This window comes from Nocardia sp. NPDC050175 (genome assembly GCF_044459885.1).
Taxonomy (GTDB): domain Bacteria; phylum Actinomycetota; class Actinomycetes; order Mycobacteriales; family Mycobacteriaceae; genus Nocardia.
Genome location: NZ_JBITJI010000007.1, coordinates 52939 through 75147, shown reverse-complemented (window position 1 = coordinate 75147; position 22209 = coordinate 52939). Strand labels below are relative to the sequence as shown.

Sequence of the window (22209 nt, the reverse complement as noted above, 5' to 3'; positions counted from 1 at the left end):
GTTGCTTGCCACAGGCTACCAAGCAAACCGTAGGTACCACTATGATCGGCGGGGCACTACCGGCCCAGCGCCGCCAACACGCTGCGCGCCTGGTGGTCGGCACCGAGTTGGTTGGGATGGAACGGAACCGCCGGGCCGGGTGGGTTGCTCGACCAAGGGATCAGGCCCTCAACCCAGCGGGTGCCGGGCGGCTGGCAGCCATCATGGCCGGCGCTGCTGGTGTAGGTGTCGACGAGTTCTACACCGGTTGCGTCTGCCACGCGGGCGAGCATCGCGTTCAACTCGATCAGTTTGCGGCCCAGCCAATCCGCGTCGGCATCCGAGATCGGGACTGCCGGGAAGCAACCGCGGCCGGTGCTGACTCCTTCGAAGTAGTCCAACAGCAGGATCCGCGCGTGCGGTGCGCGGTCGCGAACCCCGTCGATCGATGCGGTCACCTTCGGTTCGGCGGCGAGGATGTTCAGCGACATCTGATCCACGCCACCGACCACCAGGGTGTCCAGACACGGCGAGGCCGCGGCGTCGGCGGTCAGGCACTGCTGCACGGTCGCCGCCAATCCCGCGTCGTTGCCGCCGATTTCGAGGGTCACCAGATCCGTGGACGCGCTCAGTCGATCGAACTGCGGGGGATTGACCCCCAACGGAGTGTGCTGCGGCGCGGTCAAATCCGGGGACGACGCCCCACCGCACGTCGCGTCCCGGAACACCGGGACCGCCAGCGCGGCGGCCACCTGCTTGGCATAGCTGCCCTGACTCTGCGCGCACCCCAACGGCACGAAGTCGTCGGTCGCCTGGATCACCGACGCGTCCGCGGCCCACGAATCACCCAGCGCCACATACTCACCGAACCCGGGATCCGCCGACGCCACCGGAGCACCACCCAGCAGCACACCCACTGCCACACATGCGATCACAGCCCGCGACGTCTTCACCCGTGCCTCCACACCACCCAGCTGGACGGACGCCCAGTGCTGGTGAACCTAACATCCACCCGTCAGTCGCGCGCAGCAATACTCGAGTCACCCCAGCGCTATACGATGCGCCCATGCCACACCGCCGCTCCTGCCTCGTGGCCCTGTGCGGAGCACTTCTCATCGCAGTCAGCACCACCGGCTGCATCGGCGCGGTCGACCGCGCCGACTTCGAAAAGGTCGTCCAAGCCCGCGGCGGCGGACTCGTCTCGGCCTTGCCGAGCGCCGCGATCGACAGCCTCCGGCAACGCCTCGGCGTATCCGACCTGCGGGCCAGCGTCATCATGCTCACCGCACCCCGGACCACCCGCTGGGGAATGCTCGAGCAACCAGCACAGGTCACCCGCTTCAGCAACGAGAACCCCGGCCTCTTCACTCAGGACTCCGCGATACACCTGCGCATCCAGGTGCCCACCCACCCAGAACAACAAGACGACTACACCTACGCGAACCGCACCCTGCACGGCCCCACACCGGTCCACGTGTCGGCCGCCGACGACCCCGACGCCGAAATGTTCGACGTTGGAGAGGTTTCCGGCCTGCTGCGGCTCGAGGAAATCCTCGACACCGCGCTCGCTCGAACCGCCGTGGCGGACGGCTACGTCTCGGTGGTGATCATCAACCGCATCGACGACGAGGTGCGCATCACCGTCGACGTCACCTCACCGCGCACCACGATGGTCGCCGAATTCGACCGTGCCGGAACGTTTCTGCGAATGGGCCAACTATGAGCGAGGAGTATCGGGCCGACCGGATCGCGGACCACGCCTCGGATCGAGTCGAGGGCCATCCGCCGCGTCGGTTCCGGAAGATCGTGGCAATGCTGGCCGTGATTCTGTTCAGTACCGCGATCCTTGGAACCGTGCTGCCCGTCGCCATCTGGCCCGGTGAAGCGAAACTGACCGCGCCCTTGTTCTGCGAGGCGCCCTACACCGAGCCGATCGTCGTCTCCGACACCTTCAGTGACTCCGAGGGGCAAAGCACCAATTACTCGATGTACTGCGTCGGTGACCGCGGTCAGTACACCGAGGTGGGATTCCTGCGGCCGTGGCTCGCGTTGTGGGCGCTGCACAGCGCTATCGTGATCGCCTTGGTGATCGTGGTGGGCCTGTGGGGGCGATGGCGGCATACACACGCCGCCGAACCGGAGCGACTTACAGAATCTACGGAACTCTAGGTCAACTACCCCCTCCATATATCGTCACTGTGACGTTTTATGGATGAGTTCCTGCCTGCGATTGAACCAGCGGGGGAGTCGGTCACCGCCGCACAGGGTATGCAGGCACAAGATCAACAGGACGCAGCGGGTGACACTCGCGGATCAGCCATGTCCCGGTGATCTTCCGGCAGGATCCTCACGCGGCGACGACCGCGACCGGTTCGACCGCCGGCTTGTCCTGGAAGCCGGGCAGGTGACGATTCACCAGAGGAATCAACAGCTGAATCAACGGACCTATACCGAACGCGTAGACCAGCGTCCCGATCCCGACACTGCCACCGAGCACCCAGCCGATCACCAACACCGTCACCTCGATCGACGTCCGCACCACCCACACCGACAACCCGGTCCGGCGAACCAGTCCAGTCATCAACCCATCACGCGGACCAGGACCCATCCCGGCACCGATGTACAGCACCGTAGCGATCGCATTGAGCACCACCGCCGCACCCATCGCACCCACCCGCGCCGGAATCATCTCCCACGCGGGCAACAACCACAGCCCGACATCCACCGACACCGCGATCACCACCACATTGCTCACGGTCCCCACACCGGGCCGCTGCCGCAACGGAATCCACGCCAACAGCACGGCGATCCCGGTCAATGCCGTCACCGCACCGAAGCTGGTCGGCACATGCCCCGCCACACCCTGATGGAACACATCCCACGGATCCAGCCCGAGCCCCGCACGCACCATCACGGCCATCGAGAACCCGTACAGCCACAACCCGACATACAACGCCACCAGGCGACGAATCAGCACCCGCTCAGCATGACGAGGACTGGCATCCGAAAACAGAGCCAGTCACTAACGTCTGGCCTCGCAGCTGGTCCCACAGGTGGACCGAAACCGCCACAAAACCTACCCACTGCGGCGTACCCAAGACCATACCTGCGACCGATGCGGCCCGAACACACTGGAAGACAACGCAAGCCCGACGACGACGTCAGGATCACCATGGGCATCTTCCGTAAAAACACCACCAAGGCCGACGAACAACCCACCGACACCACCGACCTGAACGCCACGGATGCCAAGAAGGACCGCAAGCGCCGCCGCCTCCTCGGCGGTTACTACGGCGGCAACGCCGGAACCTAGCCTGGAACATCTGACCCACAACAGATTTCAAGGTCCACTGCCCTACCTTCAAAACGTCACAGTGACGTTTTGAAGGTAGGGCAGTGGACCTAGAGGAGAAGCCCCAAAACCCCAATCCAGAACCGTCCCAATACTTTCCGCCCAAATCAGCGACAAACCGGAATATTTACACCAGCAGTAAATCCAGCCAAGGGGAGATCAACAACAATCCAGCCCACACAACACCGACATTCACGGGCCATACCGGGGAGCACTGAGGGGCACCAGAACGAAGGCACACGAAACACCGCACACACCAACAACATCCAACGGCGCACCCCCGATTATCCACGCCAGTTTCTACGCCGATAATCAACACTATGTAAAGTAAACGACTTGTCGGTGGGTTCTGGCACACTCCCCGCATGACCGAGTCCTCGCCTCCAACCGATCTGGTGCGTTGTTCGCCGACGAACGGCTGCGGCGAGCTGAAGCCGATTACCCTGATGGCGCAACTAGGTCCACGCGCTCCACTCTGCGGAGCGTGTTATCAACGAGCCCGCCGTGCACGCCAAGGACCTGCCGTCGCCAGACGCGCAAACCTCTGGGCCAAGTACCGTATCCGGCCAGAACAATACGATGCCATGCGTACGGAACAGAATTACCGCTGCGGCATCCACGAAGGTGACATCGACCTCTCGGGCGTCGGCGGCCGCCCGCGAAAAGATGGTCGACAACTCGACAAGGTCCCACTCGCCGTCGACCACGATCACTGCTCCGGCGCTGTTCGTGGGCTCCTGTGCCCGCGGTGCAATGCTGGGCTCGGCGCGTTCGGTGACGACCCACCTCGAATGCTCGCAGCCATCGCCTACCTGGACCGGTTCGCGAGGCGCAACGAGTTGGTTGTCGACACGCATCAGGTCTGACCGTCCGAACCTTCTTGCGAGGGTTGACGCGCCTGCTCGGGCGGCGGAACCTCATTGGTGTAGGCGTCTCGGCCAGGGCCTACCAGCAAAAGTCTGAGCGGGCTTCGTCGTAATGCCCCTCATGAAAGATGCCAATGGGTGCTGTCTTTCGCGGTGGAAGGCTTAGAACCCTGCTCGGCTGTCACTCAGCACAGCAAGGGAACCCACATGTCTGTCATATCCGGAGCTATTCGGCCGTTCACGTTCGAGACTCCCGAGACCGAACTCCAGGCGTTGCGTGAGCGGGTCGCGGCCACGCGGTGGCCGGAGAAGGAGACTGTCGCCGATCAGTCGCAAGGTACTCCCCTTGCGACCAGTCAGGAGCTGGCCCGGTACTGGGGGTCGGAGTACGACTGGCGCAAGTGTGAGGCGAAGTTGAATGCGCTGCCGCAGTTCATCACCGAGATCGATGGCTTGGACATTCATTTCATCCATGTACGGTCCCGGCATGATGATGCGCTCCCCCTGATCGTCACCCACGGGTGGCCCGGTTCGATCATCGAGCAGCTGAAGATCATCGGACCGCTGACCGATCCCACCGCACACGGCGGCTCCGCAGTGGACGCATTCCATCTGGTGATTCCATCGATCCCCGGTTACGGGTTCTCGGGTAAGCCGACGACAACCGGATGGGGCCCGGAGCGGATCGGTCGGGCCTGGGTGGAGTTGATGAAGCGCCTCGGATACGCGCAGTTCGTGGCGCAGGGTGGCGACTGGGGTGCGATCATCACGGATCTGATGGCTGTCGCGGCGCCGCCGGAGCTGATCGGTATCCACACGAACATGCCCGCCGCGGTGCCACCCGAGATCGATCGGGCGCTCCTGATCGGGAACCCGATCCCCTCGGGCCTCTCCGATGACGAAACGCGGGCATGCGAGCAGCTGGCTTTCTTCTATCAGCACATCGCCTACGCGCAGATCATGGCGTCGCGCCCGCAGACGCTGACCGGGTTGGTGGATTCGCCGGTTGGCTTGGCCTCGTTCATGATCGATCACGACGTGGCCAGTCTGGCGCTCATCGCGCGGGTGTTTGCCGGACAAACCGAGGGGCTGACCCGCGACGATCTCCTCGACAACATCACCCTCTACTGGCTGACGAATACCGCGATCTCCTCGTCTCGCCTCTACGCGGAGAACAAGCTCCCGTTCCTGACCGTCAAGGGCGTCGCCATCCCGGTTGCCGTGAGCGTCTTCCCCGACGAGCTGTACCAGGCTCCGCAGAGTTGGACGCAGGAGGCGTATCCCAAGCTCATCCACTACAACCGGCTCGACAAGGGCGGGCACTTCGCGGCGTGGGAGCAGCCGCAGCTCTTTGTTGACGAGGTTCGCGCGGGCTTCCGGTCGCTGCGCTAACTGATTGTGGTCGGGCGTGCGCACGCTCGACCACAATCCCCCGCGCTCACCGGCTTGTCATACGCACCGGATACCCTCCGACGTCCTATCCCCAGTTGTCGATCCGGACGTCGCGGGGATTCGGTGCGCCCGTTCCGGTTTCGACCAACTCCTTCAAGCTCATCAGGTAGGTCGCCCACTTGGTGCTGCAGTGGTGCATGAACTCGACGGGCTCTCGCCAGCCTTGATGCTTGAACAGGATGACCGTGTAGTCGTCCTCGCGCTTCAGGTCCCAGACGACTTCGGTGCCGATCCATTCGTCGGGTCCACCGACGACCTCCCACAGCACTCGCTTGCCTGGTTGCAGGTCGACGACCTTCATATCGAATCCGCCTGACAGGAACCGGAACTCGATGACTCCCCCGGTGTCCGCGTCACCCTTGGTGTCGTTGGTCCACCAGTCGGCCAGTTTGTCGACCGAGGTCAGTGCCGCGTACACGTCGTCGGCGGACGGCGACTTGACGCCGACCCGGTGCAGGATGTCTACCATTTCGATTTCCCTCTCTACTGCTGTTTGCTGCGTTGGATGGCTTCGGCGATCCGCTTGATGCGCTGGAGCCTGGCGTCCCAGGTGGAACCGACCGCGTTGAGTTGCGCTACGGCACGGGCGAGTTGGGCGTCGTCGACCCGGTAGCGCCGCTCGCGGCCCTCGGGTGACCCGTGCACCAGGCCGACGCGGTCGAGGACGCCGAGGTGTCGTGCGACGGCCTGCCGGGTGACGGGTAGTTGTTCGCTGAGGCTGGTTGCCGTGCCGTCACCGTCGGCCAGGAGCAGGTCGAGCATGCGCCGCCGGGTCGGGTCGCCGATCGCGGACCACAGGTCGTCGTCGACGGCGCTGTTCATCGGCTCGCGACCAGCCGGGCGACGTACTCGCCAAGGCGGGGCAGATAGGCGTCCCAGCCGGAGACGTGGTCGTTGTACTGTTGCTCCAGAACGGCGATCTCCCAGCCCATTTCGCGGAAACCGGTCTCGGTCATCCGGACCGTGGTGCCGTCGCCGGAGGGGGCGAGGTCGAAGGTGACGAACAGCGAGTTGCCGACGGCCGCCGCTTCGTCGGCCGGGTGCGTCCAGCGGAAGGAGAACAGCCGGTGTGGTTCGGCATCGATCACGGTGATCGAGTAGCTGTCGCGGTCGTCCCCGGTGCCGAAGGTGAGCGTGCCGGTCGCGCCGGGCACGGGTTCCAGGTCGGCGTCGTCGGGCCACCATTCCTTCAGATGCGTGGGGCTGCTGATGACTTCGTAGACCACCTCGGGGGCGGCTTCGACGTACATCGTGCGCTCGATTCGTCCGTGTTCCATAGTTACTCCTCCGATGTGCAACAACTTGTTGCACATGACGGTAGCCGACACATACTGGACGCGCAACACTTTGTTGCACATTGCTTCGGTGGTGGCCAACGCAGCTGACCGACCGCAGAACTAGCGGTAGCAGGTAATTCGACGGCTACGGCCGTGATGATCGTTTATTCTCGGGAGGGGGCTCGGGAAGCCATTTTTTGATCGGGTGGGCCACATGGAGATGGACCGGGTGGCGGCGACGCAGACTGCGTTGACGCGACTGGTTGTTGGATTCGACAGCGCATGGGAGGACGCGGACGCACCACCGGACCTGGCGGCGCATCTGCCCGCCGACGGCGGGCTGCGCCGCTCGGCGCTGATCGAGTTGATCAAGGTGGATCTGCAGCACCGCTGGCAGCAGACCCACCACGGCAAACGCCTCGCCGACTATCGGGCCCAGTTCCCCGAACTCGACGCCGCCCCACTGCCGCCGGACCTCATCTACGAGGAGATCACCGCCCGCAGCCGCGGCGGCGACCCCGCGCTCGACCTCAGCGAATACGAGCAGGACTTCGCCGCGCAGATGGCGCAGCTCGCCACCCAGCTCGACACCGACATCATCGCCGCCGAGAACTTCCGCACCACCCTGCTCTCGGACCCGACCGCGATCAACGCGCTCGACACCATCGCACCCGGCGCCACCATCGACGACTTCGATCTGCTGATCGCGCTCGGACAGGGCGCGTTCGCGCGGGTATTCCTCGCCCGGCAGCGATCGATGCAACGGCTTGTGGCGGTGAAGATTTCGCGCGACCGCGGCAGTGAACCGCAGACGCTCGCGCAACTCGATCACGAACACATCGTGCGCGTCTTCGATCAACGGCAGATCGAGGAGCAACACCTCAAGCTGATGTACATGCAGTATGTGCCCGGTGGCACCCTGCTCGGTGTGCTCCGCCTGGTCCGCAGCACACCGGTCGCGCAACGCACCGGGCAGCTGCTGTTGGACGCCGTCGACGCGGCAGTGACCTCCGGTGGTGTGCTGACACCGCAACCGTCCACCACGCGAGCCGATCTGGCGCGACTGAGTTGGCCCGAAGCGGTGGCCTGGCTCGGTAGCCGACTCGCCACCGCGCTGGACTACGCCAACCGGGCCGGCGTCCTGCACCGCGACATCAAACCGGCCAACGTGCTGCTCACGGCCGACGGCCAGCCCAAGCTCGCCGACTTCAATATCAGCTTCAGCACCCACATTCCGGGAGCGAGCCCGGTCGCCTACTTCGGCGGGTCACTGGCGTACATGTCCCCCGAGCAGCTCGAAGCCTGTCATCCCAACATGGCCACCACAGCCGCCGACCTCGATACCCGCAGCGATATCTACGCTCTCGCGGTCGTCCTGTGGGAACTACTCACCGGTCGGCTCCCCTTCACCGACGAACTCGGCATCGGCGAATCCGACACCTCGCTCACCAGAATGATCGAATTGCGCCGCAAGCCGATCGACGAACGCCTCCAAGCCGGCACACCGGCGGACTGCCCGCAGATCCTGCGACACGCCCTGCTCACCTGCCTCTCCCCCGACCGCGACGATCGCTACACCACCGGTTCGGACCTCGCCCAGCACCTCGAACTCACCCTGGACCGGACCGCACGCGATCTCGTCGACCCACCGCGACGCAGCCTCCGCGGCAGGCTGCGGATGCGGCCGATGCCGGTGGTGACGTTGTCCAGCGCGCTCGGGCAGATACTCGGCGGGCTGTACCTCGCGGGACACAACACGAAACTGCTCGACCTCGAACTCGGGGCCGATGGGCAGGCGCAGATGACCAAGCTGGGGTTGATCGCGGCCGCTATCGGCTATCCGGTGGGGATTGCGATCCTGCTGTATTGGTGTCGGCTGGTCTTTTTGGTGCCGCACGGGCTGCGGCAAGGCAAGCAGTACGACGAGCAGACCCTGGCCAAGGCGCGTGCGGACACTCTTGCCTGTAGCGACCGGATTGCGGCTGTCGCGTTCTCCGGGTGGCTGCTTGCGTTGGTGGCGTTCCTGTTCAAGCTGCACGCCATCGCGGACCTCTCCGCGGGGCTGCTGTTCAACCTGATCTCCTCGCACCTGGTCGCGGCCGCGGTGGCCGTGGTGTACACCTACTTCCCGGTGACCTTCTTCGTACTGCGTTGGTACTACCCCGGATTAGTGGCCGCCGGACTCCGCGCACCCGATGAGTCCGCGCAGCTCCGTCGGCTCTCGCGGCGCAGCCGGATCTATCTCGGCATCGCCGCCTCCGTACCGTTGTTCGGTGTCGCCGCCGGTGTGGCGTTCCTCGATCCGGTTCAGCAGCAGACGGTGATCGCGTCGATCGTTGCGCTCTGCGTCTGCGGACTGTTCCTGTTCGTCGGCACCCTGCGGGTCTTCTACACCCTCGAATCCGACCTGCATGCCCTCGACCGGATCGTCAACCCGCACGCGCGGCCGTGACGTTGCGGCCGTTCCGGATTCAGGTACCCGAGTAGGAACTCGACGATCTACCCCGGCGGCTGCGGATGCCCTGGTCGCCGGAGCGGGAGACCGTCGAGGACTGGTCGCAGGGCGTGCCGTTGGCGTACCTGCGGGAGCTGTGCGTGTACCGGCTGGTTCGCTGCCCCTGCTCCCCTATGCGGTCTTTGTTGAGCAGGAACCTTTAGGAGTTGGTGACCGATGAATAGCGTTTATATGCATATATACGCACATCTAGGTACCGCAATGTTTCCTTGTTACTTCAATGTCGGTAGATCCGACGGGTAACTGTGGCGCCTCGCAGATCCTACCCAACGCCCCGACTCAGGCTCTCCTATCAGATACCAACTCGCCCAGCATTATCCACTCGGCCGCTCCCCTACCCCACCAGCATCGCCGTGTGGCACAGCCACTCTCGATCGCCAGGGGTTACCCATCCCCCAATTCGACGGTCGCACAAGATCACTGAACCGGCATTCGCTGAACAATGCTGAGGTGAACTAACCTTCAACCGGTGCTTGGACATTCACATGCGACCAGTGGCGCTTTGGCCTGGTCGGGGGCAGCAGCGGCGCTGCCCGTCGCGATCTTGACCTACCCGACAATCCAAGGTGTATCAGGACATCTCGGCCCCGTCGATCTGCTCCTCGGAACATTTCTGACGGCGGGTGCGGCGCTGTTGCCAGACGCCGACCATCCGGAAGGAACGATCGCGCATGTGCTCGGTCCCGTCTCCTACTACCTCTGCAAGCTGATCTCATGGATCTCGGGCGGGCACCGGCACGCCACCCATTCCTTCGCCTTCGTTGCCGCCGTCTCCTACGGCACATGGGCGGGCGAGCATTGGATCGGGCGATGGTTCACCCTCGGGCTCGTCTTCTTCCTGCTGGCGTTGGCTGTGCGGGCGCTGCACCTGTGCCCGCCGGGCGACGGGATCGAGGCGTGGGGAACCATCGTCGTCCTCGCGGTCGCCGGAACCTTCGCCATGGACCACTGGATCTCCGACAAGCCCGTGTGGCTGCCGTTCTCCGTCGGACTCGGTGCCCTGGTGCACCTGGTCGGCGACTGCCTCACCGACCGCGGCTGCCGGCTCTTCTGGCCGTTCAAGCTCCGCACCAGGGTGCCGATCATCGACCGCACCGGGAACAAGCTCGAAACCTGGATCCTTTCACCGCTGTTCGTGCTCGGCACGCTCGCGGTGCTGTGGTACTCGCTCACGCATCAACCGTAAGAACTCCGCGAGACCGCCGTGCATGCTGAGCGATGCGCGGCGGATCTGTGCGGCGCCCAGTGTCGGGCACGTATCCGCACCACTGTGTTGTGCGGACTACCCACGCGCTCACAGGCGACTTGGACGTGGCGGCCATAACGGCCTCTGCTCCCCTGGCCGTCGAGCCGTGCCGCGAAATTTCCGGCGGGCAACCCCTTCCTTCTATGCGGTCTTTAGTTAGGAGTACCGACTGGCGGGAGATTCCACCTGGACCGGATCACATAGGTAAATGCGCATATCTACGTATCAACATGTTATTTCCCAATTGAAGTGACCGTCGCCCCTGACCAGGAACTCCAGTCCAGTCGTGCATGTCAGATCCGGTTTGGACGCTCGTACCATCGCTCGATCCGTGGCCCGCCTGTTCGATCCTCGACCGCGCTGCCTCTCCCCTGCCCCACCGTTCCCTCGGAAGATCAGGAACTCGGCGTTACCCTGAGTCGTGCCCACCACGACCATGAACCCGCGACGCTGGACACCGCCGCCCGCTCCCCCGCGAGCGCGCCAAAGTCGTAGCACGCCACCACTTCCCGGACTCACTCGATTCGAGCTGCCGGGCACGGGGCCCGAGGATGTGGTGCTCGGCCCCGATGGACGACTGATCACCGGGATCGCCGATGGATCGGTCCTCAGTATCGATCCATCCACTGGTGACGTGCGTCAGCTCGTGAATACCGGTGGGCGGCCGCTCGGCTTGCATGCCGATCCCGACGGCACCGTCTTGATCTGCGATTACGAGCGTGGGTTGCTGCAGTTGAGCCCGGACGGCGCGCTGGAGGTGCTCGTCGACGAGGTCGATGGTGAGCGGCTTCCGTTCGCCAGCAACGTCGTTCGTGACGATGATGGCACCATTTATTTCTCGTCCTCGACGAGCCGCTATTCCCTGGCCGAGTACATGGGCGACATCCTCGAGCATTCCGGGACGGGTCGGCTGTTCCGTCGCGACCCGTCCGGCGAGGTCGAGACTCTGCTCGATGACCTGGCGTTCGCCAACGGGGTGGTGCTTGCTCCCGACCGTTCGTGCGTGGTCGTCGCGGAGACAGGTGGGTACCGGGTTTCGCGCTACTGGCTGACAGGGCCGAAGGCAGGCACGCGCGATCGTCTGATCGAGAACCTGCCCGGGTTTCCGGACAATATGGCCCTCGGCAGTGACGGGCTCGTCTGGATCGCGTTGCCTACGGCACGAAACCCGTTGCTGGACCGGTTACTTCCGCTGCCCGGGATTTTGCGGCGCTTCGTGTGGATGCTGCCGGAGTGGGTGCAGCCGAAGCCGCCGAGGACGATCTGGGTGATGGCGGTCGACTTCGAGGGAAACGTCGTGCACGACTTGCAGACCGAAGGCACGAATCTCGCGATGGTCACCGGCGTCGTGGAGCAGGACGGTGTCTTGTATCTGGGCAATCTCACCGAGTCCGCGGTGGGCGTGACGCGGGTGCCGCAGACCTCCTGACGTGTCGGCACCGATTCGGTGCGCCGATTCCGGGCGGACATGCCTACCGGGAAGAAGGGATCCAACCTCGGCGGAAACAAGCGGCCGCCCGGTGGAGCGGCCGCCCGGTGGAAATAAGCGGTCACTGGCGGGAATCAACGATCAATGGCGGAGATTGCCGCGGCGGGGCTGCCACTAACGGCGACGGGTTTCGTCGGCAGGACGATTTCAGTGCACGCTTGTACACTGAAATAATGACTGAGCAGACGCACCAGCGAAAGGCCGAGGTCCGGGCCCTCGCCCGGTTGGCGGGCGACGAGCTCGGCGGGGCGGTGGGCGGGATCGCGTCCGTGCACCGGGCGATCGCCGGGCGGGTGTTCGCGGCGGTGCGGTTGGGGGTCGGTCCGGCCGCGGTGCCTGTTGAGGTGGTGCATGACGCGATTGCCGACAGTGTGTATCGGATCGTGAGTGGGACGGCTGTCACGGCGGGTCGATTGGCGGCGAAGACCGCGGATCTGCCGGGTGGCGAGGTGCCTTCGCGGACGGTGTTCGGGGCGGGCTTCCTCGGAGCGCTGCAGGGACTGATCGGTGACAGCCTCGAGGACGCGCGTCCCATCCTCGCCGGGCCGATGACGTTGCGGGTGGACGGGGATCCGGTGGCGCCCGAGCAGATCGGGAACTATGTCGCGCAGCCGAGTTCGCGGGTGGTGGTCTTTCTGCACGGGTTGGTGGAGACCGAGCACGCGTGGCGGTTGGGCGGGCGCACGTCGTACGCCGAGGGGATCGAACAGGATCTCGGATACAGCACCTTGCAGATCCGCTACAACAGCGGCCTGCACATCTCGGAGAATGCTCGTCAGTTGAGTGCGTTGCTGGAACGGCTCGTCGCGCACTGGCCGGTCGAGATCGAACAGCTGTCGCTGGTCGGGCATTCGATGGGCGGATTGATCGCCCGTGGTGCGTGTTTCGATGCCAGCGAGTCCGAGTTGGCCTGGGTGCGCAAGGTTCGCCATCTCGTCTGTCTGGGTTCGCCACATCTGGGTGCGCCGCTGGAGCAACTCGTGCACTACGCGTCCGCAGCGCTGGTCCGCGTGCCAGAGACCCGCCCGTTCGGTCGCCTGCTCCGTCGCCGCAGCGCAGGAATCCGCGATCTACGACACGGCTCCCTGGTGGACGAGGACTGGCACGGCGCCGACACAGACGCGTTGACCCGCAGAGCGATCCGCGAGGTCCCCCTCCTCGACGGCGCAGCCCACTACTTCGTCACCGCCAGCATCACCCGCAGCCCCCGCCACCCCCTGGGCCGAATCATCGGCGACGGCCTAGTCCTCACCCCCAGCGCCGCAGGCCGAAACCGAGCCCGCCGCATAGGTTTCGACGACTCCAACGGCCTACACATCCCCGCCGCCAACCACTTCACCCTCCTCAACCACCACGCCGTCTACGAGGGCCTCCTAACCTGGCTGAGCACCGCCCCCGACCCCGCCACCGCCGACCGCGCAGCGAAGTAAACCCGAACGCCGGCCCCAGCGAGGCCCTCTCGCGTTCGCCACCAGGCGCCACCCGATAACCGAGCGCAGGAATCACCCGACCGTCCGACCACTGGGGATCTACGCCGACGGCCAGTAGTGCCGCCCCGGCGAGGTCCCTCTCCCGTTCACCGCCACCAGACGCCACTCGATGACCCATCGCAATCGCCCGACCACTGGCGACGTACGCCGTCAGGCCAGTGACGAGTGGCCCACATCCACGAACCGGCCTTCCTCGTTGCCCAGGTCGCGCATCATTTCCGCGCACGCTCAGTCAGCACCACGCCCCTGTGGCCGCTCTTGACGTACGAAGCATGTTCTTGACGCATGCTGCAACCTAAGTCAAGAACATCCTTCGTACGTCAAGTCGGCGTAGCAGGCTAGACACCGACGGGGGCCTAGCCACCCGCATCGGCAGACCCGTCCGGCGAACGAGTCCAGCCATCGATCGAACCCCGCGGACCAGGCGGCGACGCAACCCCTCGTCCCACAACGGACACATCCGCGAAATTCCGCGCACGCCTAGGCATCACCACGCCCGCCTAGCCGCTCTTGACGTACGAAGCGTGCTCTTGACGCATGCTGCAACCTACGTCAAGAGCATGCTTCGTACGTCAAGTCGGCGTAGCGAGCTTGGCGATGGCGGTCCGGCCCGGCTTGCGCGACAGGCCGGGCCCCGGAGTCGAGGCCCGGCCTGTCGTGAGTAGTCCCGGTGGTTCAGAGGAGGTGTTCGGGGTCGGCGTCGGCTTCTAGGCGGACGTCCGCGGTGAAGAGGGTTTCCACGTCGGGGTCGTCGGTGTGGGCTGCGTAGAGGAGGAGGCAGCCGCGGATGCCGTCGAGGAGGTCTTCGAGGAGGTCGAGGGCGGGGCGGGAGGGGTCGAGGCGGCTGATGCGGAAGCCGGCGAGCATGGCCTCGCGGGTGTCGGCGTCGACCTCGAATTTGCGGGCCTGCTCTTCGATTTCGGCGACACGGCCGACAACGGCCCAGGGCGCGGGGACGCGGCCCTCGTGTACGGCCATGGCTTCGGCGATGAGGTCGACGACTACTTCGGTGGGGCTCTCCCCCGCGTCGAGGCGTTCCAGCACGAGGGTGGGGGTTTCGACCTGGAGTGCTTCGATGTCGTCGGCTTCCACGACGACATCGGTGCAGGGCACGCCGGCCATTTCGCCTGCGACCTCGGCGGCGGCGAGCAGCCAGTGCGCGGCGGCGACGGAGGCGGAGGCGGGGTCGAGTTCGGTGAACAGTTCGATGGAGCCGAGCGGGTCGGCGCGTAAGAGGTCGTCGGCGGCTTGGACCTGGGCCGGGGAGACGTCGGGGCGGGAGAGTTCGACGGCTTGGCGGGCGCGGCCGGACAGGTCGCCGCGTTCGGCGGATTCGATGGCGGCTTGTTCGTTGCTGACTTCGGCGGCGATGGTGTCGCGCAGGGCGAGGTCGTCGATGTCGTAGAGGGTGCGGCCGACGCGGTGCGCGGATTCGACGACGCCGCTGTAGGAGACGACGAGTCCTTCTTCGGAGGGCAGGTTGGGGCTGCGGATGCCGGCCTCGACCTCTTTGAAGTTGCGGCGTTCTTCGGCGCGGCGCCAGGCCTCGCTGTTGGGGATGTCGGGGTCGCCGGCCGCGCTGGCCGGGTGGGTGTAGGTGCGCCAGTGGAACCGCGACAGCGTGGTCAGGTTCGACGCCAGATTTGTTGCCTGATCTTGGGTTACCGTCCGAGGCATGGTGGCAACCGTTTGGGCGAGGTCACCGCGTCCGGTCGCCCAGATGGCGATCAGCACGTTGTGGTCGGCGTCGAATGCGTATCGGGTCACTCGGCAAGTCTGCTCTATTCGGGCGCGATCCGCGCGGTCGATCCGATCCATTGGCCGTACTACGCATGCCGATTCGACATGACCGGCTGGTGACGCCCCGTTGGCATCTTGTCGGTGGGGCAGGAGAAGATGGACGACATGACCCTTGACCACGGTGACCCGGGCGACGCTCCTTCGATTCCGCAGCCGACCGCGCCGGTGGCGAATCCCGCGCGGCCGTCGGCGGCCGAGGAGGCGAGAACGGTTGCCGCCGCGACGAATACCGCGACGCTGGGCAGTTTGAGCGAGGACGGGACGCCGTGGGCGTCGCTGGTGACGTACGGGTTGCTGGACGGGCAGCCGGTGCTGTGTGTGTCCCGGATGGCCGAGCACGGTCGTAACCTGGCGGGCGATCAGCGGGCCAGTCTCTCGATCGTGGCGCCGGACGCGCCTGCGGATCCGCTGGCGGGGACGAGGATCACACTGGCCGGTGTGGTGGAGCGGCCGGTGGGTGCGGAGGCCGAGGCCGCGCGGGAGGCGCATCTGGTGGCGGTGCCGGCGGCGAAGTTCTATATCGACTACAGCGATTTCTCGGTGTGGGTGTTGCGGGTTCGGCGGGTGCGCTGGGTCGGCGGGTATGGGCGGATGGATTCGGCGACCGCGGAGCAGTATGCGGCGATGACGCCGGATCCGATCGTGCCGGTGGCGGCGAGTGCGATCGTGCATCTCAATGACGATCATGCCCCGGCGTTGCTGGCGATGGCGCAGGCGCTGGGTGGGTATCCGGATGCGACCGAGGCGAGTTGTGAGCGCGCCGATCGGTATGGGCTGGATTTGCGGGTGGTGACGCCGCGCGGGGTGGCGCGGACCCGGGTGGGTTATGCGGAGCCGATCGGCGCGATCGATGAGTTGCGTGCGGCGACAGTGGAATTGGCGCGGCGGGCGCGCGGGATGAATCAGACTTCGTAGAGTTCCAGGGGCAGGTCGTCGGGGTCGAAGAAGAACGCCATGCGTTTTCCGGTGACCTCGTCGACACGCAGTTCTTCGGTGCGGACACCCTTGGCGGCGAGCTCGTCGAGTGTCGCGGCGACGTCGCGGACCGCGAACGCCAGGTGCCGCAGGCCCGCCGCCTCCGGCCAGCTCGCGCGGTCGGGCGGTTCGGGGAAGGAGAACAGTTCGATGCGGCTGCCGCCGGGGATGGCCAGGTCGAGCTTGTAGGAGCGGCGTTCGGCCCGATACTGCTCGGCGATCACGGCGAGCCCGAGTGTTTCCGCGTAGAACCGCTTGGACCGGACATAGTCGGACGCGATGATCGCCACGTGATGAATGCCTAGGAGTTCCACTACGCGACCGTATCCCAGCGCGGGAGCCACACTGGACAACCCACCGTGCTCGGGTCAGCGACGCGGTTGGTTGTCTGCGCCGATCACTCAGAACTCGCAGTACATGACGTGCAGACCGACCCGGCCGAGCGTGGGGTGGTGAAACGCGCCGGGCACGGTTCCCACGATCTCGAAGCCCAGCCGCCGGTAGAGGTCAATGGCCCGGTGGTTGGATGCCGCCACGGCGTTGAACTGCATGCCGGCGAAGCCTTGCTCCTTCGCCCACGCCATCACGAACCGGCACAGCGCTGTACCGACGCCTTTGCCGCGGGCCTCGGCGGCGACCATGAAGCTGGCGGTCGACACGTGTGCGCCCGGGCCGGGCCGATTGGCGTACGCGTTGGCGCTACCCACCACTCGATCGTCGATCACGGCCACGGCGGTCACCGCGGGTGGTCCTTTCACCCAGATGTCGTGGGCTTGTTCCTCGGTCATCGCCGGGTCGTAGGTGAACGTCTCACCGGCCCTTACGATGTCACGAACGATGGGCCAGACCTGCGGCCAGTCGGCTGGAGTGTGTTCACGAACCCGCATGACCACAAGCTAACTCGGGTGACGCAGCTGATCCCACTCATTAACCTCCGCGCCTGCACCTACTGTCTTTGCCGAGCCACCGGCACCCCATGGACCGCGCAATCAATTGGGATGCGCCTCGAGCCTCGTATCGGCAGCATGGACGCAATGGGCTGGAACTTCACCGAAGATGTTGAGCAGTATCTGGGGGCGGCCGGCGAGTTTCTGCGGTCCCGCCCTGCTGAACACAATGTCGCGTTGACTGTGAGTGCGACCGTTGCCGCAGGCAATGCGCCGCGGCACCCGAACCCGCCGCTGTTCGGCTGGTTGTCACGCGACGGTCGGGTCGGCGGAGCGATCCTGCATACCCGGCCGTTCCCGCTGGGCCTGTTCGGACTGGCCGCCGCCGATACGGCGGAGTTGGTCGCGGTACTGAACACCGCCGGTCGGGAAGTCGACTATGTCAACGGCCCGGTCGATGTCGTGCGAGCCTTCGCCGAGGCCGCGCAACGTGGCTCCGAGGTCGTCGACCGCCAGCTTCTCTACCGGTTGAATGGCCTGGTGGCACCCCGCCCGACGGCCGGGCAGGCCAGGCTTGCGCAGGAGTCCGACCGGGCGGTGCTGGAGGATTTCACCAAGGTGTTCTCCGAAGAGGAAACCTCGGCGTCGTTCGATGTGGTCGGTGAGCGGCTGTCCTACCACGGCATCTGGTTGTGGGAGGTCGACGGACAGCCGGTGTCGGTCGCCTCGCTCTCGCGCAGCGTCGCCGGAATCGTGCGGGTCGGCCTGGTGGCTACCCCACCGGAACATCGCGGGCATGGTTATGCGGCCGCGGTGACGCACCACGTGTCGCAAGTCGCGTTGGATAACGGAAATCGCGAGGTTCTGCTGTTCACCGACCGGTCGAATCCCACGAGCAACGGCATCTACCAGCGGTTGGGCTACGAGGTCGTCGAGGAGCAGATCCAAATGCGGCTCGGCGCAACCCATTAGGACCGTCCGGGTATCGGGCCGACTGCGAAAAGGCGGCAACCGCGGCGGCGAGAATTCCCGCGCGGGTTCGCCCACATTCGTCACCACCGGCATCGGCCGCATCCGCGGCCCGCCGCGGAGACAGGAACCAGGCCCTGGTCCCGCAACGATCAGCATTGAACGGGGCGACTGGCGCGGCTCGGTGGGGGGCCGATCGCGCAGGTTTCAGCGGTGGCGGGTGGGTTTCGCGTCGCGGGTGGGGACGGTGAGCATGGCGACGATCATGTCGGTGATTTCGGCGGTGTCGTCCGGGTGGGGTTTGCGCAGGCCTGCTTCGAGGGCGCGTTCGTAGTCGGCGATGAGGGCGAACATGACGGTGGCCATGGTTTCGAGGCGTTGGCGGCGTCGGCGTGGGGTGAGTTGCGGGAGGGCGGCGGCGAGGCGGGTGGCGAGGATGCGGACGGCGGCGCGGTCGGTGCCCGCGAGGCGACGGGGGTCGGCGACCACGGGGTGGGCGCGCACGACCTCGAGGAAGCGACCGTAGTGGGTGACCTCGTCCTGGGTGATGAGTTCGAGGATCGGTGCGGCGAGCATGGTGACGAGGGTGTTGATGTCGTGTGCGGTGCCGTCGGCCTCGTGGGTGGCGAGCAGGTGCATGCGGCGTTCTTCGAGCCAGTTCATCCGGCGGTCGACGATGGCTTCGATCAGGCCGTGGCGGGAGTCGAAGTAGTAGTGCACCGCGGAGTTGTTGCGGTGGCCCGCGGCGGCGGCGATCTCGCGCAGCGGAACCTCTACTCCGCGTTCGGCGATGAGTCGCTCCCCCGCGTCGAGTAGGGACGCGCGCGAATCGGCGATGAGCATAGGTGGACTGTACTAAACCCTAGGCTTGACTGGGTTAAGCATGCGTGTTTAGTTGAAGAAGTGGTTAGCGAGCGGGTGACGGTAGGGATCGGCACGAGACGCGCGATCCGTACGAATGCGGCCGTTCGATGATCGCCGAGGGGCCGATCTTTCAGCTGTGCTGGGTTGTTCGGGATATGGCGGCGGCGCAACGGGAGTTCACTCAGCGGTATGGAGTGGCGAAATGGTTCACCATTCCGGATGTGCATTTCGGGCCGGACCTGTGCGAATTGCATGGCGCGCCAGCCGATTACACGATCACAGTGGGACTTGGCTATGCGGGTGGGCAGCAGTTGGAGTTGATCGAGCCACGGGGTGGGGCCAGTTTGTACAGCGAGCACCTCGATCAGGTCGGGCCAGGGCTGCATCATGCGGCATGGGTGCCGGCCGACTATGACGGTGCGCTCGATGAGCACGGTCGGCGGGAATCGAGGTCGTGGCGCGGGGCAAGTTCGCGGGTGTCGGGATGGACTTCACGTATCTCGCGGGCGGGGCGATCGGATCGTGCTTCGAGTTGATGCGGCTGTCGGACGAGATGAAGGCGATATTCGACGCGCTGATCCCGGACGGGTTCGCGAATCCATGGCGGTAGGAACCGAAGTGCCGCAACTGGTGTCGAGCCCGCCGCAGTGGGACGACACCGCGGACGTGCTGGTTGTCGGTTTCGGCATCGCCGGAGCCTGTGCGGCGATCGCTGCGGCCGAGGCGGGTGCGGCTGTCCTGATCCTGGAGCGCACCGGCGCCGCCGGCGGGGCGTCTGCGTTGGCGGCCGGGCATTTCTACCTCGGTGGTGGCACGCCGGTGCAGCAGGCGACCGGACATACGGACAGCGTGGACGCGATGCGCGATTACTTGACGGCCGTCTCGCCAGATCCCGATCCCCTCGAGATCGATGCCTACTGTGCGGGCAGCGTCGCGCATTTCGCGTGGCTGGAGGCGCAGGGGCTGACGTTCGAGCGTTCGTTCTATCCCGGTAAGGCGGTCGTGCAGCCGGGCACCGAGGGTTTGATGTGGACCGGGAACGAGAAGGTCTCGCCCTATCTGGAACTCGCGCGTCCGGCACCGCGCGGGCACAAGGTGAACGCACCCGCCGAGCGTGGTGGCAACGAAGTGATGCGGGTACTCACCGCGCGGGTGCGTGAGCTCGGTATCCGGGTCCGGTATGAGACGAAGGTCGAGCAGCTCGTCGGCTTCGGGGATCGGGTCGTCGGGGTGCGCTGGCCGGGTGGCGCGGCATCGGGCGCGGTGGTGCTGGCAGCCGGTGGGTATGTGATGAATGCGGACATGCTCGCCGCCTATACCTCGCGGCTCGCACCGCATTTCGTGCCGTTGGGCGTGCCGTCCGACGACGGGCTCGGTATCCGGCTCGGTCAATCGGCGGGTGGGGCGACCGCGCACATGGACGGCGCGTTCCTCACCGCCTCGTTCTATCCGCCCGCAGTTCTGCTGCACGGCATCATCGTCAACAAGGTGGGCCGACGGTTCGTCGCCGAGGACTCCTATCACGGGCGGACAGCGGGAGAAGTTGTCGCGCAACCGGATTCGACGGCCTACCTCATCGTGGACAGCAAGCACATGGCGTGGCCGGAGCTGCCGATGGTGAAGTTCATCGACGGCTGGGAGACCATCGCGCTGATGGAAGCCGCGCTGAACATGCCCGTCGGCGCATTGCAGGAGACCCTGGCCAACTACAACGTGGCGGCGGCCGACGAGCACGACCCCGAGCTCGGAAAGCATCCGGACTGGATCACACCGTTGACCCAAGGACCTTGGGGCGCTTTCGATTTGACGCCCGGCATCGCCACCTACGTCGGGTTCACCCTCGGCGGACTCAGCACCACCGTCGACGGTGCGGTGCGACGAGCCGACGGGTCGACCATCGAGGGGCTGTACGCCGCCGGAGCCTGCGCATCGAACATCGCGCAGGACACCGGCGGCTATTCGAGTGGAACCTGTCTCGGTGAGGGCTCGTTCTTCGGGCGCCGCGCCGGGACACACGCGGCGCTGCGGCGCCAGGAAGGCGTCTGATATGCGCTTCACCTATGCCGAGACGATGACGGACCCGGCGTACTACGTGCCGCTGGCCCAGGCCGCGGAGGCGGCCGGATACACGTCGATGGCGGTCGCGGACAGCATCGCCTATCCGCGCGACTCCGACGCCAAGTACCCGTACACCCCCGACGGGAACCGGGAATTCCTGGAGGACAAGCCGTTCATCGAGGCGTTCGTGCTCAGCGCGGCGATGGCGGCCGCCACCACCACGTTGCGGTTCACGCCGTTCGTGCTGAAATTGCCGATCCGGCCGCCGGTGCTGGTCGCCAAGCAGACCGCGTCGGTGGCCGCGTTGAGCGGTAATCGGTTCGGGCTCGGCGTCGGGATCAGTCCGTGGCCCGATGATTTCGAGATCATGGACGTGCCGTTCGAGAAGCGTGGCGCGCGGATGGACGAGTGCATCGACATCGTGCGCGGGCTCACCTCGGGCGGGTACTTCGAGTTCCACGGGGAGTTCTACGATATTCCGCCGATCAAGATCAGTCCGGTGCCGAGTGAGCCCGTGCCGATCCTCATCGGCGGGCACAGCAAGCCAGCGCTGCGGCGGGCGGCCCAACGCGGTGACGGATGGATGCACGCGGGCGGCGACGGGGCCGAACTCGATCGACTGCTGGTCGAATTGGAGGGGCTGCGGGCCGAATACGGGACGCGGAAGGACTTCGAGGTGCACGTGATCTCGCTCGACGGATTCACCGTCGACGGCATCAAACGGCTCGAAGACAAAGGCGTCACCGACGTCATCGTCGGCTTCCGCCTCCCCTACACCCTCGAACAGGACACCGAACCTCTCGATACCAAGATCGCGAACCTGTCCCGGTTCGCTGAGAAGGTGATCGCGCGCAGCGGAAGCTGAATGCTTCATGATCGACACCCCGTGAGCGTCTCCGGTCCGCTTCGGGAACGTATCGCCGTGACGCAGCTTTCGGACCTCGGCGGTGTTGGGCTGCAGTCGGTTTCGTTGCGGGCCGCGGCGGTCAG

The 22209-nt window shown here is 65.6% G+C and carries 23 protein-coding genes and 1 pseudogene; 15 read left to right on the top strand and 9 right to left on the bottom strand.

The features are described from left to right. Positions 1-56: 56 nt before the first annotated feature. Positions 57-902 carry an SGNH/GDSL hydrolase family protein gene (locus ACIBK2_RS24300; RefSeq protein WP_396970080.1) on the bottom strand — a complete coding sequence of 282 codons (846 nt, stop codon included), beginning with the start codon at positions 900-902 and terminating at the stop codon, positions 57-59. Positions 903-1045: 143 nt separating this feature from the next. Between ACIBK2_RS24300 and ACIBK2_RS24295 the strand changes: the two genes are divergently transcribed. Continuing rightward, the gene (locus ACIBK2_RS24295) at positions 1046-1702 is read left to right on the top strand and encodes a hypothetical protein (RefSeq protein WP_396970078.1); all 657 of its coding nucleotides are present in this window, start codon (positions 1046-1048) and stop codon (positions 1700-1702) included. Beyond that, entirely contained in the window at positions 1699-2148 is a 450-nt protein-coding gene (locus tag ACIBK2_RS24290) for a hypothetical protein (RefSeq protein ID WP_396970076.1), read from the top strand. Before ACIBK2_RS24295 ends, ACIBK2_RS24290 begins: the two co-directional genes overlap by 4 nt. Positions 2149-2326: 178 nt before the next feature. Here ACIBK2_RS24290 and ACIBK2_RS24285 read toward each other — a convergent pair whose 3' ends face one another. Next, positions 2327-2956, bottom strand: a complete 630-nt coding sequence (locus ACIBK2_RS24285) for a YitT family protein (protein ID WP_396970074.1) — start codon at positions 2954-2956, stop codon at positions 2327-2329. A 138-nt stretch (positions 2957-3094) separates the two neighbouring features. Between ACIBK2_RS24285 and ACIBK2_RS24280 the strand changes: the two genes are divergently transcribed. The 3 genes from ACIBK2_RS24280 to ACIBK2_RS24270 all read left to right on the top strand — a co-directional run bounded on the left by ACIBK2_RS24280 (position 3095) and on the right by ACIBK2_RS24270 (position 5589). Then, a complete protein-coding gene (locus tag ACIBK2_RS24280; RefSeq protein WP_396970072.1) occupies positions 3095-3292 on the top strand; it encodes a hypothetical protein in 198 nt (65 codons plus the stop codon). 404 nt (positions 3293-3696) lie between these two features. Next, the gene (locus tag ACIBK2_RS24275; protein WP_396970070.1) at positions 3697-4197 is read left to right on the top strand and encodes an endonuclease VII domain-containing protein; all 501 of its coding nucleotides are present in this window, start codon (positions 3697-3699) and stop codon (positions 4195-4197) included. A gap of 207 nt (positions 4198-4404) precedes the next feature. Then, positions 4405-5589 (top strand): epoxide hydrolase family protein, encoded by a 1185-nt coding sequence (locus ACIBK2_RS24270; RefSeq protein ID WP_396970068.1) that lies wholly within the window; start codon positions 4405-4407, stop codon positions 5587-5589. An 85-nt stretch (positions 5590-5674) separates the two neighbouring features. Here the strand turns inward: ACIBK2_RS24270 and ACIBK2_RS24265 are convergent, their stop codons facing one another. From ACIBK2_RS24265 to ACIBK2_RS24255, 3 genes are read right to left on the bottom strand one after another with little or no spacing between them, the layout of a single operon-like run. Further along, positions 5675-6118: an SRPBCC domain-containing protein gene (locus ACIBK2_RS24265; RefSeq protein WP_396970066.1), complete on the bottom strand. Its 444-nt coding sequence runs from the start codon at positions 6116-6118 to the stop codon at positions 5675-5677. A 14-nt stretch (positions 6119-6132) separates the two neighbouring features. Further along, on the bottom strand, positions 6133-6471 hold the full coding sequence (locus ACIBK2_RS24260; protein WP_396970064.1) for an ArsR/SmtB family transcription factor: 339 nt from the start codon (positions 6469-6471) through the stop codon (positions 6133-6135). Beyond that, positions 6468-6926 carry an SRPBCC domain-containing protein gene (locus ACIBK2_RS24255; RefSeq protein ID WP_396970062.1) on the bottom strand — a complete coding sequence of 153 codons (459 nt, stop codon included), beginning with the start codon at positions 6924-6926 and terminating at the stop codon, positions 6468-6470. Before ACIBK2_RS24255 ends, ACIBK2_RS24260 begins: the two co-directional genes overlap by 4 nt. Positions 6927-7140: 214 nt before the next feature. Between ACIBK2_RS24255 and ACIBK2_RS24250 the strand changes: the two genes are divergently transcribed. The 4 genes from ACIBK2_RS24250 to ACIBK2_RS24235 all read left to right on the top strand — a co-directional run bounded on the left by ACIBK2_RS24250 (position 7141) and on the right by ACIBK2_RS24235 (position 13606). Next, positions 7141-9378 carry a serine/threonine-protein kinase gene (locus ACIBK2_RS24250; RefSeq protein WP_396970061.1) on the top strand — a complete coding sequence of 746 codons (2238 nt, stop codon included), beginning with the start codon at positions 7141-7143 and terminating at the stop codon, positions 9376-9378. Between the two features lie 532 nt (positions 9379-9910). Continuing rightward, positions 9911-10627, top strand: a complete 717-nt coding sequence (locus ACIBK2_RS24245) for a metal-dependent hydrolase (RefSeq protein ID WP_396970059.1) — start codon at positions 9911-9913, stop codon at positions 10625-10627. Between the two features lie 481 nt (positions 10628-11108). After that, positions 11109-12116: an SMP-30/gluconolactonase/LRE family protein gene (locus ACIBK2_RS24240; protein WP_396970058.1), complete on the top strand. Its 1008-nt coding sequence runs from the start codon at positions 11109-11111 to the stop codon at positions 12114-12116. Positions 12117-12349: 233 nt separating this feature from the next. Further along, positions 12350-13606: a lipase family alpha/beta hydrolase gene (locus ACIBK2_RS24235; protein WP_396970056.1), complete on the top strand. Its 1257-nt coding sequence runs from the start codon at positions 12350-12352 to the stop codon at positions 13604-13606. A 735-nt stretch (positions 13607-14341) separates the two neighbouring features. On the opposite strand, the gene ACIBK2_RS24230 is transcribed toward ACIBK2_RS24235, so the two are convergent. Continuing rightward, complete coding sequence (locus ACIBK2_RS24230; RefSeq protein ID WP_357388900.1) at positions 14342-15433, bottom strand: hypothetical protein; 1092 nt, start codon at positions 15431-15433, stop codon at positions 14342-14344. 138 nt (positions 15434-15571) lie between these two features. Between ACIBK2_RS24230 and ACIBK2_RS24225 the strand changes: the two genes are divergently transcribed. Then, the gene (locus tag ACIBK2_RS24225; protein WP_396970054.1) at positions 15572-16381 is read left to right on the top strand and encodes a HugZ family protein; all 810 of its coding nucleotides are present in this window, start codon (positions 15572-15574) and stop codon (positions 16379-16381) included. On the opposite strand, the gene ACIBK2_RS24220 is transcribed toward ACIBK2_RS24225, so the two are convergent. Further along, positions 16369-16755 carry a VOC family protein gene (locus ACIBK2_RS24220; RefSeq protein WP_396970053.1) on the bottom strand — a complete coding sequence of 129 codons (387 nt, stop codon included), beginning with the start codon at positions 16753-16755 and terminating at the stop codon, positions 16369-16371. The genes ACIBK2_RS24225 and ACIBK2_RS24220 overlap by 13 nt on opposite strands. A gap of 87 nt (positions 16756-16842) precedes the next feature. Continuing rightward, entirely contained in the window at positions 16843-17328 is a 486-nt protein-coding gene (locus tag ACIBK2_RS24215) for a GNAT family N-acetyltransferase (RefSeq protein ID WP_396970051.1), read from the bottom strand. A 243-nt stretch (positions 17329-17571) separates the two neighbouring features. On the opposite strand from ACIBK2_RS24215, the gene ACIBK2_RS24210 reads away from it, so the two are divergent. After that, positions 17572-18300 carry a GNAT family N-acetyltransferase gene (locus ACIBK2_RS24210; RefSeq protein WP_396970796.1) on the top strand — a complete coding sequence of 243 codons (729 nt, stop codon included), beginning with the start codon at positions 17572-17574 and terminating at the stop codon, positions 18298-18300. 204 nt (positions 18301-18504) lie between these two features. Here the strand turns inward: ACIBK2_RS24210 and ACIBK2_RS24205 are convergent, their stop codons facing one another. Continuing rightward, a complete protein-coding gene (locus tag ACIBK2_RS24205) occupies positions 18505-19140 on the bottom strand; it encodes a TetR family transcriptional regulator (protein WP_396970049.1) in 636 nt (211 codons plus the stop codon). Between the two features lie 128 nt (positions 19141-19268). Here ACIBK2_RS24205 and ACIBK2_RS24200 point away from each other — a divergent pair. The 4 genes and pseudogenes from ACIBK2_RS24200 to ACIBK2_RS24185 all read left to right on the top strand — a co-directional run. Further along, positions 19269-19535 (top strand): annotated as a pseudogene (locus ACIBK2_RS24200) (VOC family protein); the annotation flags it as partial. A gap of 80 nt (positions 19536-19615) precedes the next feature. Continuing rightward, on the top strand, positions 19616-19771 hold the full coding sequence (locus ACIBK2_RS24195; protein ID WP_396970840.1) for a hypothetical protein: 156 nt from the start codon (positions 19616-19618) through the stop codon (positions 19769-19771). Then, positions 19762-21207 (top strand): FAD-binding protein, encoded by a 1446-nt coding sequence (locus ACIBK2_RS24190; RefSeq protein WP_396970047.1) that lies wholly within the window; start codon positions 19762-19764, stop codon positions 21205-21207. Before ACIBK2_RS24195 ends, ACIBK2_RS24190 begins: the two co-directional genes overlap by 10 nt. Before the next feature lies 1 nt (position 21208). After that, positions 21209-22084, top strand: a complete 876-nt coding sequence (locus ACIBK2_RS24185) for a TIGR03619 family F420-dependent LLM class oxidoreductase (protein WP_396970045.1) — start codon at positions 21209-21211, stop codon at positions 22082-22084. Positions 22085-22209: the final 125 nt, after the last annotated feature.